The sequence below is a fragment of the Scytonema sp. HK-05 genome (assembly GCF_963872035.1).
Taxonomy (GTDB): Bacteria; Cyanobacteriota; Cyanobacteriia; order Cyanobacteriales; family Nostocaceae; genus Kalymmatonema.
On the sequence record NZ_CAWMYC010000158.1, the window covers coordinates 12,330 to 26,458 of the forward strand.

Below are 14,129 nucleotides of genomic sequence, written 5' to 3' on the forward strand. Positions count from 1 at the left end.
ATTGCAGTTTATGAATCGCCGCCGTAGTACTCCCTGGATTCATAGATGGTCGCGGATATTAATTGCCGCGATCGCATCTGTTGGTGCATTGACAACGGGTTATCTCACCGTAGTTAAGTTGACACTAAGTTCCGCCGCTTGCCCCACCAATAGCTGTGATTTAGTACTGTCTAGCCCTTATGCTACCGTTTTCGGGCTACCTTTAGCCTTGTTTGGCTTTCTTGCTTACGCCAGTATGGCTATCTTCGCTTTGGCTCCTTTGGCAGTTAACCCTTCCCAAAGTAAAGATACTCGGACAAAGCTGGAAAATTGGACGTGGTTGCTGCTTTTGGCAGGTGCGATCGCCATGTCTGTCTTTAGTGGCTACTTAATGTACCTGCTATTTTTCAAAATCAAATCACTCTGTCTCTACTGTCTTGCCTCAGCTATCTTCTCCACCAGCCTCTTAGTACTGACCATGATCGGTCGCACGTGGGAAGATATTGGGCAAATCTTCTTTACCGCCATTGTTGTGGGCATGGTGACGCTGATTGGTACTTTAGGCGTTTATGCGAATGTGAATAACCCTAGTGCTAACACTGGCTCTAATACTGCTAGCTTAGAACCAACAGGACAACCCACACTTGGAGTTGGTTGGCCCATCACTACCACCTCTGGTGAGGCAGAAATTCAGTTAGCACGTCACTTGACCAAAATAGGTGCTAAAGAATACATAGCTTGGTGGTGTCCTCATTGCCATGAACAAAAGCAACTGTTTGGTAAAGAGGCGTATCAAGAAATTAAGCACATAGAGTGCGACCCGCAGGGCAAAGACGCCCGTCCAGATTTGTGCAAAGCAGCTGGCATTCAAGGCTTTCCTACTTGGGAAATTAACGGTAAACTTTATCCCAACGTGCAAGCATTAGAGAAATTAGCGCAAATTTCTGGTTATCAAGGTCCGCGCAACTTTAAAAATTTTCCTGGCGCTTTCAAGTAGCCTGCAGGCAGCAGCATAACTTAAGACAAAAAAGTCGGGTGGTAGTAATGTATGACTTTTGCTCTACCATCTGACTTATTTTTTTTATGAGTCATACTCTACCATCTGACTTATTTTTTTTGATGTTGCGAAAGATACCATTGCCGTTTTACGAAATGATGAGTAATTTATATCAGAGACATCTGAGATTGTCTTTAATAACTCAACGAGTAGATTAACAGCTTATAAAGCAGTAAGGGTAGCCTATGAACTGCATTCGCCAGGTCGTTAATAATTACAAAAATATAAAAATATTTCTCCCAACTAGGTTATGGGAATAAGTAAGCAGCTTAGTCAGCGTCTTGTGAAGTTACGGTTTGCACTGCAACAACCACTTCATCAAGGACGTAGGGAACTTTTTACCGCCTCAAGCGTAGCAGCCTGTATTCTATTGCTGCGCTCTTTCGGATTCATGCAATATTTAGAGTGGGCAGCTTTGGATTATCTTTTTCAGTTGCGTCCACAGGAGCCACCAGAGCAGCGCATTACAATTGTAACGATTGACGAAGCTTCTTTACACCAAGTCGGTTCATGGCCAATTCCAGACCGCAATATTGCTGAGGTGTTGCAAAAATTAAAAGATAACCAACCTCGGGCTATTGGTTTAGATATTTACCGTAATTTACCAGTGGAACCAGGTCATCAGGATTTGGTTAAAGCTTACAAATCCATACCAAACTTGGTTGGAATTGAACTCCTGTCCAATAATAAAAACACCAGTGTTCCTCCAGCATCGTGGCTTTATCAGACCCGCCGAGTAGGTTTTAACAATGTGGTGTATGACGCTGATGGCAAAGTACGTCGTAGCTTATTATATTGGCACACTGAGCATCAAGCACACGAAAGTTTTGCTTTGAAACTCGCTTTAATGTATTTAAAGTCCAACGGTATTACTCCCAAGAAAGCAAAAAACAATCCTGACTATTTACAGTTGGGTAAGGCTGAGTTCCGCCGTTTTCAGCCTAATGATGGTGGCTACGTGGGAGCTGATAACAGAGGATACCAAATTTTGTCTAATTTTCCCAAAGTTGGCACCGGAAGCTCATCAGTGGAAGGTTATGGCTTCCGCAAGGTATCGATGCGAGATGTGTTAAACAATCAGGTACCACCAAGTTGGATTAAAGACCGCATTGTACTTATTGGTTCCACTGCGACTAGTCTCCAGGATTTTGTATTTTTCCCATATTCCAGCCGTCTGATTGGTACGGTCAAGCCTGTGGCTGGCATTGAACTACAAGCTCATTTTATCAGTGAGATTATCTCAGCCGCCCTCGAAGGAAGACCTTTACTCAAAGTTTGGTCTCACCTTATAGAATGCTTGTGGATTTCTGCTTGGGCTTATGTGGGAGCAGTTGTAACCAGGCGAATACAACGTCCAAACTTAAACTTTATCAGCATTCTACTATTATACTTTGTGCTATGTGGAAGCGCCTACCTTGCTTTGTTGTTTGGTTGGTGGATACCAGTTGTACCTGCGTTGCTCACCTTTAGTGGCTCAGCTATTGCAATCACTTATCAAGTTGCATATCGTCAGGAAGAGTTGAAACGCTCCAAAGAGTTTTTGCATCAACTCATCAATAAGATTCCTGATCCAATTTTTGTCAAAAATAAAAAACATCAGTGGATAGCCTTAAATGAGGCTTATTGTCAATTTATTGGCTATCCCGAAAATGTGTTAATTGAAAAGTCTGACTATGACTTTTTCCCCAAGCATGAGGCGGATGCTTTTCGTGCCTCAGATGAGCTCGTTTTTCAAACGCAGCAACCCCATGAAAACGAAGAAGACTTTACAGACGCGCGTGGAATCACTCATGTGATTGCCACAAAGCGATCGCTTCATAAAGATGCCGCAGGCAATTTCTTCTTAGTTGGGGTTATGCGAGATATTACCGTACGCAAGCGGATGGAAGACGAACTCAGACGTGCTGCTGATGACTTATCTCGGATGAACAAACAATTAAAAGTCAAAGAAGACCACTTACGTTATCTTGCTTATAACGATGCCCTGACTGGTCTACCCAATCGTAAATATTTTATAGAACAACTTCAAGAGTCCCTTTTGTGGGCACAGGAAAATAATTCGTTAACAGGGCTACTATTTATTGATTTAGATGGCTTCAAACAAGTTAACGATACCTTTGGGCATGAGATAGGCGATCGCCTGTTGATAACCGTTGCCCAACGTCTCACCCACTGCTTACGTAGCAGTGATACTGTTTCTCGCTTGGGTGGTGATGAATTCACCGTCATTTTACGGGCAATTCCCAAGCTACAAGCTGCTGCTACAGTCGCTGAAAAAATTCTAGCAACTCTTACTGAGCCGATTGTCTTAGAAGGACATATAATGAAAATCTCCGCCAGTATTGGCATCAGTTTCTACCCAAGTAACAGCCGAGACAGTGAAGCTTTGATTAAGCTGGCAGACAATGCAATGTACCGTGCCAAGCATCTCGGGAAAAATCGGTATGAGTTTGCCTAATGAGTCATTTTTCTTGTGAGATGCTATCTCGCCCGTCCTAAACTATCGTCTAAATATTGATACTCCCACTGCGCGTGAAAACACGGCGTTAGCTCGTTTTCATTTAAAGCCGTGGGATTCTTGATTCCCTGGGCTTCTACTGAACTTATACCAAGCGTGAAAAAAGAATGGGACAGATACACACTGCCAAACCCTGGTTATATCTGCCTTTCTTAATGCCGTACAGAGATGAATGCGTGAATGAGCGAATTGGTATTACCCTCCTGTGCGCATCTTGATCGTCTGCAAAAAACCTGCGTAACAGCTTAATACTTTGTCTAGAAATTAGCTTACAGCTTTACACCCCACAAATAGCACCCCAGTTCGATGAATACGAACAACAACTGCTATATTCATATTTGATGAACTAAATTTTTTATACCAGTAAATGGATTGTGTTCACCAGTAACGTATTCACTCTTTCGATAGAGGTGACTGACTCCATTTTCATAATAAAACTTAACTAACTTGAAATAGACAGTAAAAATAGACCTATGGTTAAGCTGCTATTTACCACTCCCGAAAGATGGCACAGTTAAGTAATTATCCTGATGACAGCGTGAACTTTATAATTCTTTAAATATATGTCTTCGTTTTTAAGTAAAAAAGAATACGAAATTAAATAAACCCAACGGGAATCTACAGAGGCGTATGAGAACTAGCTTGAGACTCACTAGTGTTGTGATATTTTTTATCGGAGCCTATCTGATAACTGCCAAAATTGCTGATACTGCGGCGGCTGTGGATTCGCACACCACAGATAAAGCAGTTTTCAATGGAGTTAAACACAGTCAAAGTAGGGGCACGGCTAGCCTTTGCCCCTACCGAGTAGTACATACAACTGAGAACTGCTATAATGAGGAGTTAGCAAATCTCAAGCTTGATACTCAAGTGTTCAAGCAAGCTGTTTCTGATGCTGACTTAGATAATAATTACGAACCACCAAATTATGGTGGTCCTGATAGCCAGTACGGTAGTGGTACTCGATGAACGATTCAAAATTTTAATAGACCTCTTGCAAAAATGGTTGAATTGTCATGTTGAGCGGAGCGAAACATCTCTGAGATTCCTCGCTACACTACGTTTCGCGACTAATGACATTCACGATTTTTTGAATGAATGCAAGAGGTCTAATGATTCAACACTGGAGATTTCCACCAATTGTTTTGTTGTACAAGTGTGTGGACTTGCCAGTTAGGGTCTAGTTGAGGGTAATCTAAGCGGTAATGCCCTCCCCGGCTTTCGGTTCTAAAGGCAGCACTTTTGAGAATTAAAAAAGCGACATCCAATAAATTACGGGTTTCTGCCCACAATCGCAATTGTCGTTCAACATCAGGTATGTCCAAACGAGCTGATTCTGTAGGATGTACAGATAGCAAGAATTGACTGATCGGCAAAGAAGTAAAATCTTGCTGCCAGGACTTAATGGTTGATATCGCTGCTTCTAAGCCTGATTGCTCCCGGCAAATACCAGCACTTTGCCAAACCAGACGCGGTATGTTTTCTCGCAGTCGTTCTAAGTTTTCTTGCTGAGGTTGCCATTGGGCTACATTGGCAGAAAATTCTCGCTTAGGAACTACTGGCACGTCTTCTGGTGTAGTTACATCTAGAGGCTGCAAATGAGCCATCTGTGCGCCAAATACGATACATTCCAGCAGAGAATTGCTGGCAAGGCGATTTGCTCCATGCACACCAGTACTTGCGGTTTCTCCGACTGCGTATAAACCGGGAATGTTTGTCCGGTTCATGAAATCGGTAACAATACCACCCATCCAGTAATGAGCAGCAGGGGCGACGGGAACGGGTTCTGTGAAGACATCCACACCCCAGTGTTGACAAACTTTGATGATGTTGGGAAAACGGTGGCGAATTTTTTCAGCAGGGATGGGGCGCATATCTAACCATACATGAGCGGTTGCAGGGTCAGATGAAGTGCGTAGCAAGTGACTAAAGATTGCCCGGCTGACGACATCTCTGGGGGCAAGTTCGCCTGCTGGGTGATAGTCAAAGGTAAAACGCCGCCCCTCATTATCGACAAGGTGTGCGCCCTCGCCGCGTACAGCTTCACTAATGAGAAAGCGACCGGGTTTTGTCAAAGCAGTGGGGTGGAATTGCACAAATTCCAAATCTCGGAGAATCGCCCCAGCACGCCATGCGATCGCCACTCCATCACCTGTGCTAACACCGGGGTTTGTACTTTGGGCAAACACCTGACCCCCGCCACCTGTCGCTAGAACGACAGCATTTGCTCTGACGAGGCTGATTTGACCTTGATAAAACAGGCTAATTCCTTGAGCGGACTGTGTTTCTGGTTCTAGCCATAAACCCAACGCCAAAGCTTGTTGAATGACTTGAATATTTTGGCGTCGCAGGACTTGGGCGGTGAGAGTGGTGATCACTTCTCTGCCTGTGGTGTCTGCGGCATGAAGAACGCGGTTGCGGGAATGAGCAGCTTCTAAGGTTAAGGCTAACTGGGTGCCATGACGGTCAAAGGCTACTCCCAAGTTTACAAGCGATTGAATGCAGCTAGGAGCTTGTTTGGCAAGGAATTCGACAGCAGGGCGATCGCACAAGCCAACACCTGCGGCTATTGTGTCTTCAACGTGTAAAGAAGGAGAATCTTCTTTTGCGATCGCTGCTGCAATGCCACCCTGCGCCCAATCACTAGCAGAAAGAGAAACTGTTTCTTTGGTAATCAAGCCGACTCGCAATTCCGCAGGTAGGCATAGTGCCGTGTACAGTCCAGCAGCACCAGCACCGACAACGATGACATCAAATTGGCTAGGAATATCTATCTGAAGCAAAGCAGGGGGGTGGGGGGAGTGAGGGCGATGAGGGAGTGAGGGAGTGAGGGAGTGAGGGAAGTGGAGGAAGTTTTTGCTCCCCTGCTCCCCTGGTCTTTCTTGTCCCGGTTTTCCCTGTTGCTGAATAAACTAATTCCCACTCCCAGAAAGGAGTGGGTTAGGGCGGCTGAATAAGCTGCAAGTGCAATTATCTGTAAATACCGTTGTTAAAGCGGTCGTCTCCTTCGGTGAAGACTGATTCCACTTCTGACACGGTAAAGTGGTCTAGGTTAGCTTGCAGAACTTGTTTTTGACGTTCGCTCAATCCTTGAATATCCAACACATCCTCTACTTTGTCGTAAGGAGCATTCTTAATGAGTGTCCTTGCAAGAGTGGGATACAATCCTGGATACTTTTGGAAAGCTCGCACGTTGGTATTATTCAAATCAATTTTTTTACCATAGACCTCTGCCAGTTTATCGTCTGCACGGTTGCGGAAGGTTTGAGTTCCCTCAACTGCCAGAACTGGAACTGAACGAAAAGCAATTGAGTTGAAGTCAGCTGCTTGAGCGATTTGAGGGGTTCCCAACCATCCCAAGCATCCTAACAACAAACTAAACACTGTTAATAAACGCACCAATCCTTTCACGATTTTTCCACCTCTTTCCATCCACTCTAATTGAAATAAAACCCTTAAGCTAAAAGCAGTCAGCGCAAATAAAGTTCTGAGCAATGAGTGTTAAGTGCGGAGTAGACCGACTTATTATCCCACTCTTTACTCGCTACTTTGTACTTAGAACTGCTTTGGCTGATAGGCGATCGCTTAATCAACACAGCAGTATCAGAAACTAATATACAGCTTATTAATATCCACAATATTTACCGCTACTAGGTTTGACTGTAACTTTTGCCAAAAATTCTTTGCAGTGGCAGAAGTGCCTACTCTCGCATAGGTTTAAACACAGTCAAAGTCGGGGCACAACGCATTGCGTTGTGCCTCTACCATGTAGTGCATACAATTGACACAATGACGGTAAAATGTTCACGCTAGAACTGCAGCTAGCAAAAATAGGCAGTCTACCAAAATAGTACTCAAAACTGCTCCACTAAAAGCGTACCAGTGCCGCTGCTTCTTGGGTAAAGGTAAAACTCCGATTGTTAACAACGCTATGGCGAGAATCAGCGCCCAGACTTGTCCCCAAGGCGTTTGTACTTGCGTCACGGCACTTTGCAAAATTGCTGCCACTTCAGTCGTTGATTCTACCTGCATAATTTGCCGCCAATAGGGGATTAAATCTACCAGGTAAAAATACACATCAGTCAACGCTGTACCGAGTAAAGAACCTAAATAAAACCAGTTACCTATCTTGCCCCAGTTGCGACACACACACCACAACGCGAATGGCAAACCTATAGACTCCACAGGTAAATGCCATAACGGTTCCCAGCGCAACCAGCCCCAATAAATTGAGCCTGCTAACCAACTCCAACTAAATCCTAAGAGCAAATCTCCCCACACATAAGTAGAGGGACGCGACATTAATTTAAAACTTAGCCATACCCAGCCTGCTGTTAGGGCTAAGCTGAACCACGGCAGCGATCGCACCAGTGGCGCTTCAATAAACACAGGCACAGACACCAAAAATACCGCCGCCGCAAATATTAACCATGCTGGCTGAGAGGCGACTTTCCATAACAAAGGAACCTCAGCGCTTTTCGTTGGCTCAATTGGCGCGATCGTAGTGGTAGAAGCAGCGTAAGAAGACAAAGTATTGTTAACCAATGTTTTTTAATATTTGTTACTTAACTTTATTTTATTTAAGATATCACAACATAATATCCCCCCTAGGGGCATATTGATTTTAGCTTAATTTCAGAGTGTGTTATGTGCCACCCGGAAAGACCAAGGAAAACAGCGTAAATTTGGATAATCCAGTACAATTACGCAAGTATATTGAGAGTCCGAGTCATGACGACAATATTAGAAGCGGGTAGTACACAGTGCTACGGGTTGCTTTATGCTGTATGGGGACAACTGGCACAAGTGGGAGAAATGAACAACGCCACAGCCAGTGGTGAAGTGAATTTGATACAGCAACTGATTCAGGCGTTTATCTTAGGGATTGTCCAAGGGATAACAGAATTTCTTCCCATCAGTAGCACGGCACATTTGCAGGTGTTTACCAAAGCATTAGGTTGGGAACTTCTGGGACAAAAGGCTTTTCTGGCGACGATTCAATTCGGCAGTGTGATTGCCGTGTTGCTATATTTTTGGAAAGATATCACTCAAATTTTGACAGGAGGCTGGGCGGCTTTTCAGCAAAAAGACTGGCGGCGGGACGAATGGCAATTGCTGGTGGGTATAGCAGTAGGAACCTTGCCAGCTTTAGTCGGGGGTTTTCTGCTGAAGAAGGCACTTAATGACGAAAATTCGGTAATTAACAGCATGACCACCATTGCCATTGATTCAATTGTGATGGCAATTTTATTAGGTGTGGCGGAAAAATTTGGCAAGCGCAAGCGCGACTTTCAAGACTTGAAGATTCGAGATGGACTGCTGATAGGGCTAGGCCAAATGCTGTCTTTAGCACCTGGTGTATCCCGTTCTGGATCAACTTTAACAACCGCTTTGTTTTTGGGGCTTAAGAGGGAGACAGCAGCCAGATTTTCCTTTCTGTTGGGGATTCCAACGTTGATGATCGCCACTTTATATGAATTTGTGAAAGAGGCATTGGGCAAAATTGATTTGGTAGTGGTAACCTTTGGGACATTTTCAGCGTTTGTATTTTCTTATATATCTATCGCCTGGTTGTTGCGATATCTTCAAACCCATAACAATTTCGTATTTGTCTGGTACCGCTTGGCATTTGGGGCTACAATTCTGGGTGCGATCGCAACTGGGCTATTGAAAAATACTTAGAAGCCATTATTATATTTTTTACAGTTACAACTTTGGACTACTGCCTGTGGACTCATAGCTCGATGCGTGAGTTTAACCACCTAGCACTCCTAAAAAAGCTATTTTGCCTCCGGGTTTGTGTGTCGGCTGTTTGTGTATTTGGTTGTAGAGACAGTGAGCATAGGTAAAGGAATGGCTTTATCAAAACGTCAATTATTTTTGCTTTTAAGTGCTGCATCGGCGATGATCTCGGTTATCGCAGTACCGATAAAAGTTTTTGCCACCCAGCCCAATGTAGGGGCAGATGGGGTGCAACAAATGAATATTTTCCAGGCTCTTGTTTTAGGCTTTGTGCAAGGAGCTACAGAATTTCTGCCTATCAGTAGTACAGCACACTTAAAGGTTGTGCCCGTGCTGCTTGGATGGGGCGATCCGGGGGTAACTTTTACCGCTGTGATTCAGCTTGGAAGTATTGCTGCTGTGGTGTGGTATTTCTGGAGCGATTTGACACAACTTGCCCAAGGCACAACAAAAGCGATCGCGCGTTCTGATTACCAAGACAACGACTTTCGTGTCACCTTGGGAATTCTTATCGGAACCTTGCCAATTGTCTTTTTTGGACTTCTAATCAAAAAATTCATTCCTGATTTTGATAATTCACCCCTGCGGAGTCTGGCAGCGATCGCAGGTGCCTCAATTTTTATGTCACTGTTATTGGGGGTTGCAGAAAAACTAGGCACACGAAAGCGAGAGTTTAGCCAATTGAATATGTCAGATGGTATATTCATGGGGTTAGCTCAAGCTATGGCATTAATTCCTGGTGTTTCGCGCTCCGGTTCTACCTTAACAGCAGGATTATTTATTGGTTTAGAAAGGGCAACAGCAGCTAGATTTTCCTTTTTGCTAGGTATCCCTGCCATTACCTTAGCTGGGTTAGTTGAGTTAAAAGATGTTTTAGGACAAGGCTTAGAGAATGCAGCGATAGTTTCCCTGGTAGTTGGCGTCGTTTCATCTGCGATATTTTCTTACATGGCGATCGCTGGGTTGTTGCGCTTTTTGAAAAACCGAAGCACTTGGGTATTTATCTGGTATCGATTGGTGTTTGGCGTACTTATCCTAGGCGCAATTGGAGCAGGATTATTGAAAAATATTTGATGAGATTTCTTACGAAAATCTGATTTTTGGCTCTTTAAAACCGCAGATGGACGCCGAAGTAGATGGACGCAGATAATTTATCTGTGTCCATCTGTGTCCATCTGTGGTTCTTATCTCCTGATGTATTGCACTCAATTGAGCCCGCTATATTAACTGTTTACTTCTAGCTTGATAAAGCTACTTTTAATTGCTGACAAGCTTTTTCAATCGCATCTACACTACCAGGATTGACAAGCCCGTAATAGTCAAATTCGTAAACTCGATTATTTTTCGTAGCTTTGAGTTGATTCCAAAAAGACTCTGACTTGAAAGATTTTAATAGTCCTGGTTGGGGACTAACAACAATTAATACATCTGGATTTGCTTCCAGAACTTTTTCAGCAGAAAGCGTCACATAACCTGGTACTGACATTTTACCTTGTAAATCAGCTGTGAGATTTTTTGCTTGAAATTTCTCTAGCAAATTTCCCGCCCAACTTTTTTTGCTTGGTGACAAAATTGGTTGACGGCTAACTAGCACCAATGTAGAAGGATTCTGAGCAGGCTTATCTGGCACAAAAGTTTGATAGCGGTTTAATAATGGAGTGGAGTCTGCATCAACAATTTTTGCCAGGCTTTTGGTTAACTCTTGTAATCCTTCCCAACTGTCAACTTTGGTAAGTAAAGTTGTTATACCTAACTCTTTAAGTTTGTCGGTAGTCAGATTAGAAAAACCTTCAGCGCCAATCACTAAATCTGGTTTCAGTGCTACGATTTTCTCTAAATTTGGTGTTGCTTGCCCCTCACTCACACGGGGAATATCTTTAAATCGTGAGTCATTTTTGAATAAAGTGCTACCAGATATACCGACTAGTTTTGTACTATCCAGTTGATAAATCATATCAGCCGAAAGAGATGTGAGGCTGACAACTCTTTGGACTGGCTGTTGGGATTGCTGCAATGTAGAGATAGTAGTTGCATCTGTATTTTTTTCTTGTTCAGTTGTTGGACTTGTGCAAGCAAAAATGCCCCAAGTCAACCACAGTATTAACCCAAATAGTATGAAACGACGTTGCATAATTACCCCATAATTTTTATTCATTGCTAGATGCAGCTTGGTAGTTATCACCAATAGCAGCCAAGGAGCAAATTTGCAAACCAACAGGCGTTTCCAACACAGCAACTTCTACGCCTAAAACATTAGCCAAATTAAGAGGCGTCAAAACTATCCTTGGTTCTCCTACAGCCCAAATTTTACTTTGGTATAACAGTGCAATGCGAGAGCTATATCTTGCTGCCAAATTTACATCATGCAAAACTGTGATAATTGACAAGCCTTGTTCTTGGTTAAGCTGTTTGAGCAGTTCTAGTAACTGTAACTGGTAGCGAATATCTAAATAAGTCGTCGGTTCATCCAACAGCAGAACTTGCGGATCTTGCGCTAAAGCCAACGCCAAAAAAGCTCTTTGTCGCTCACCACCAGATAATTGTTCTACAGGGCGATCGCACAAAGATTGCATCCGCGTTAACTGTAAGGCTCTCTCTACTTTATCTCTATCCTCGGGGTTTAATTCCCATTGCCACCAAGGTTGATGGGGTGTGCGTCCTAAAGACACCAACTGTCGCACCGTCAACCCCGCAGGTATCGTTTGCTGTTGCGGCAATAATGCCAGTTTTTGGGCGACAACAGCAGCTTTTTGAGTGTGAATGGCTTTACCATCGAGTAGCACAGCGCCTGTTTGCGGTTTCAGCAGGCGACTCATGAGTTTTAAGAGGGTGGATTTTCCTGAACCGTTCGCACCTACTAGACTCAGCCATTCTCCCGCTTGCAGTGCGAGAGTGATTTCTTGAACAATCGGTTTACCTGCGTATCCACCGGTGAGATTGTGTGTTTCTAGTGGCATTGAAGAAAGTTAAAGATAAAAAAAGTCAAAATACACAATAGTTGGAAAAAGGGTTAATACCATTTTACGAAAAAGATGATACAAATCGGTAGTGTAGAGACGCGCCATGGCGCGTCTCTACAGAATTTAAATGTATTGCGATTAACGTGAAATGGTATAAGAATGGAGTTCTAAAATTGTACTGCATACATCCAAACTAGAACCGCACTTGCCTAGAACAACCCATGAAACTAAATGGTCAGCAATACAAACAATTCACACAAGCTCTACTTGACGCATTTCCAGATCAGCAAAGACTTGCTGAAGTAGTAAGATTCCAGTTTGAAAAAAACCTAAATGCAATAGCAATGGGCAATGACTTGCAAGCAATTATCTTTAGATTAATTCAAGCAGCAGAAGCTGAGGGATGGGTTGATAAACTGATTGCAGGTGCTCGTGAGTCAAATCCTGGAAACTCAGCATTATTTGTCTTTGCTCAAGAGTTTAATCTTGCTACTCCTATGCCACCACAGCTATCAGCAAGAGGCGCATTAGAGAAAATTATTAAGAAAACGAATAGTTTTCTAGACGTGAATACATGGCGAGAAAAGTTAGGCACAATTGAGGCGCAAGTCTGCAGGATAGAAATTACCAAAAACAATAATACGAAAGAATTTGGAACAGGTTTTCTGATTGCACCAAATGTCGTTATTACCAATTACCATGTCATCGAATCTGTGGATTCAGGACAAGCAACTGCCAGCAATGTTATTCTGCGTTTTGACTATAAACAACTAGTGGATGGTAAAATAATCAACAAAGGTACAGAGTATCGCTTAGTAGAGTCCGACTGGCTGATTGATAAAAGTCCTTATGCCAAAAATACTTTGCCAACACCTGAGGAACTAGATTATGCCTTGCTCCGAGTAGATGGAGTTCCTGGAGAAGAAGCGATCGCGAAAAACTCTGATCCAAATGCTCCACAGCGAGGATGGATTTCGTTACCTACCGAACCTTATGAATTTTTGCCTGAGACTCCATTATTAATAGTGCAACATCCAAAAGCCGAGCCATTAAAATTGGCGTTTGACACAGATGCTATTATTGGCATCAATGAAAATGGCACAACTGTTAAATATAAAACTAATACTCAGCCTGGTTCCTCTGGTTCTCCATGCTTTGACATTAACTGGAATTTAGTAGCGCTGCATCATAGCGGTGATCCCGACTGGAGAAATCCAACTTACAACGCGGGAACTCCCTTCAGTGCTATTTGTTCACGTTTAGAGAAGCAAGGTTTATTGGCAGATTTACGAAGTGGTCAACCAGTATGGTGAATATAGCAGTTTTCATATCGTGCCTTTATGCTTGCCCACAATTCTCGCTTTACCCCACCCCGGTTTTGTCTTGCGCCAAAACCTCCCCTCCCCGAGCTCGCGGGGAGGGGACGTGAAGCGTAGCTTTACGGGGGTGGGGTCAAATCAACGTGGGATAAAGGTTGTCTCGTTCCTTCAATATGGTGAATATACCAGTTTTCATATCGTGGCTTTATGCTTGCCCACAATTGTCGCGCTTACCCCACCCCGGTTTTGTCTTGCGCCAAAACCTCCCCTCCCCTTACCAAGGGGAGGGGACGTGATAGCGTTTGCGCAGCGTCCCTCTTAGGGACTAGCGTGGCGTTAGCCATAGCGTAGCTTTACGGGGGTGGGGTCAAATCAACGTGGGATAAAGGTTGTCTCGTTCCTTGTCTCTGGCAAGGAATGCAGCAATGGAGGCAGAGCCTTCTTTTGCTACTAGAGGCAGCAGCCCACAGCGAATTTCATTCCCTGGCTGGAGCCTGGGAACGAGAGTGATAAATGATTCTGTTGGCGAATTGGGAGACAGTTTGACCCCTCAT

Annotated in this window: 11 protein-coding genes; 6 read left to right on the plus strand and 5 right to left on the minus strand. The window is 43.7% G+C overall.

The window, feature by feature from the left end; genetic code table 11:
* Window positions 1–10 precede the first annotated feature (10 nt).
* From AACT52_RS36505 to AACT52_RS36515, 3 genes are all read left to right on the plus strand, one after another.
* Window positions 11–976, plus strand: a complete 966-nt coding sequence (locus AACT52_RS36505; protein ID WP_073628374.1) for a vitamin K epoxide reductase family protein — start codon at window positions 11–13, stop codon at window positions 974–976.
* Window positions 977–1,286: 310 nt separating this feature from the next.
* On the plus strand, window positions 1,287–3,494 hold the full coding sequence (locus tag AACT52_RS36510) for a CHASE2 domain-containing protein (RefSeq protein ID WP_233153819.1): 2,208 nt from the start codon (window positions 1,287–1,289) through the stop codon (window positions 3,492–3,494).
* Between the two features lie 702 nt (window positions 3,495–4,196).
* Complete coding sequence (locus AACT52_RS36515; RefSeq protein WP_233153820.1) at window positions 4,197–4,523, plus strand: hypothetical protein; 327 nt, start codon at window positions 4,197–4,199, stop codon at window positions 4,521–4,523.
* 140 nt (window positions 4,524–4,663) lie between these two features.
* On the opposite strand, the gene nadB is transcribed toward AACT52_RS36515, so the two are convergent.
* The 3 genes from nadB to AACT52_RS36530 all read right to left on the minus strand — a co-directional run bounded on the left by nadB (window position 4,664) and on the right by AACT52_RS36530 (window position 8,099).
* A complete protein-coding gene (gene nadB / locus AACT52_RS36520) occupies window positions 4,664–6,337 on the minus strand; it encodes an L-aspartate oxidase (protein WP_073628378.1) in 1,674 nt (557 codons plus the stop codon).
* Window positions 6,338–6,524: 187 nt separating this feature from the next.
* The gene (gene psbU, locus AACT52_RS36525) at window positions 6,525–6,986 is read right to left on the minus strand and encodes a photosystem II complex extrinsic protein PsbU (RefSeq protein ID WP_073628380.1); all 462 of its coding nucleotides are present in this window, start codon (window positions 6,984–6,986) and stop codon (window positions 6,525–6,527) included.
* Between the two features lie 372 nt (window positions 6,987–7,358).
* Complete coding sequence (locus AACT52_RS36530; RefSeq protein ID WP_073628382.1) at window positions 7,359–8,099, minus strand: DUF3120 domain-containing protein; 741 nt, start codon at window positions 8,097–8,099, stop codon at window positions 7,359–7,361.
* Window positions 8,100–8,285: 186 nt separating this feature from the next.
* Here AACT52_RS36530 and AACT52_RS36535 point away from each other — a divergent pair, with 186 nt between their 5' ends.
* Together AACT52_RS36535 and AACT52_RS36540 are read left to right on the plus strand one after the other, a co-directional pair.
* Complete coding sequence (locus AACT52_RS36535) at window positions 8,286–9,236, plus strand: undecaprenyl-diphosphate phosphatase (RefSeq protein ID WP_073628383.1); 951 nt, start codon at window positions 8,286–8,288, stop codon at window positions 9,234–9,236.
* Between the two features lie 171 nt (window positions 9,237–9,407).
* Window positions 9,408–10,370 carry an undecaprenyl-diphosphate phosphatase gene (locus AACT52_RS36540; RefSeq protein WP_073628384.1) on the plus strand — a complete coding sequence of 321 codons (963 nt, stop codon included), beginning with the start codon at window positions 9,408–9,410 and terminating at the stop codon, window positions 10,368–10,370.
* Window positions 10,371–10,533: 163 nt separating this feature from the next.
* Here the strand turns inward: AACT52_RS36540 and AACT52_RS36545 are convergent, their stop codons facing one another.
* Together AACT52_RS36545 and AACT52_RS36550 are read right to left on the minus strand one after the other, a co-directional pair.
* On the minus strand, window positions 10,534–11,451 hold the full coding sequence (locus AACT52_RS36545; RefSeq protein WP_443216607.1) for an ABC transporter substrate-binding protein: 918 nt from the start codon (window positions 11,449–11,451) through the stop codon (window positions 10,534–10,536).
* Window positions 11,444–12,253 (minus strand): ABC transporter ATP-binding protein, encoded by an 810-nt coding sequence (locus AACT52_RS36550; protein ID WP_073628385.1) that lies wholly within the window; start codon window positions 12,251–12,253, stop codon window positions 11,444–11,446. The genes AACT52_RS36545 and AACT52_RS36550 overlap by 8 nt, the downstream gene beginning before the upstream one ends.
* A 224-nt stretch (window positions 12,254–12,477) precedes the next feature.
* On the opposite strand from AACT52_RS36550, the gene AACT52_RS36555 reads away from it, so the two are divergent.
* Window positions 12,478–13,569 (plus strand): effector-associated domain EAD1-containing protein, encoded by a 1,092-nt coding sequence (locus AACT52_RS36555; RefSeq protein WP_073628387.1) that lies wholly within the window; start codon window positions 12,478–12,480, stop codon window positions 13,567–13,569.
* Window positions 13,570–14,129 lie beyond the last annotated feature (560 nt).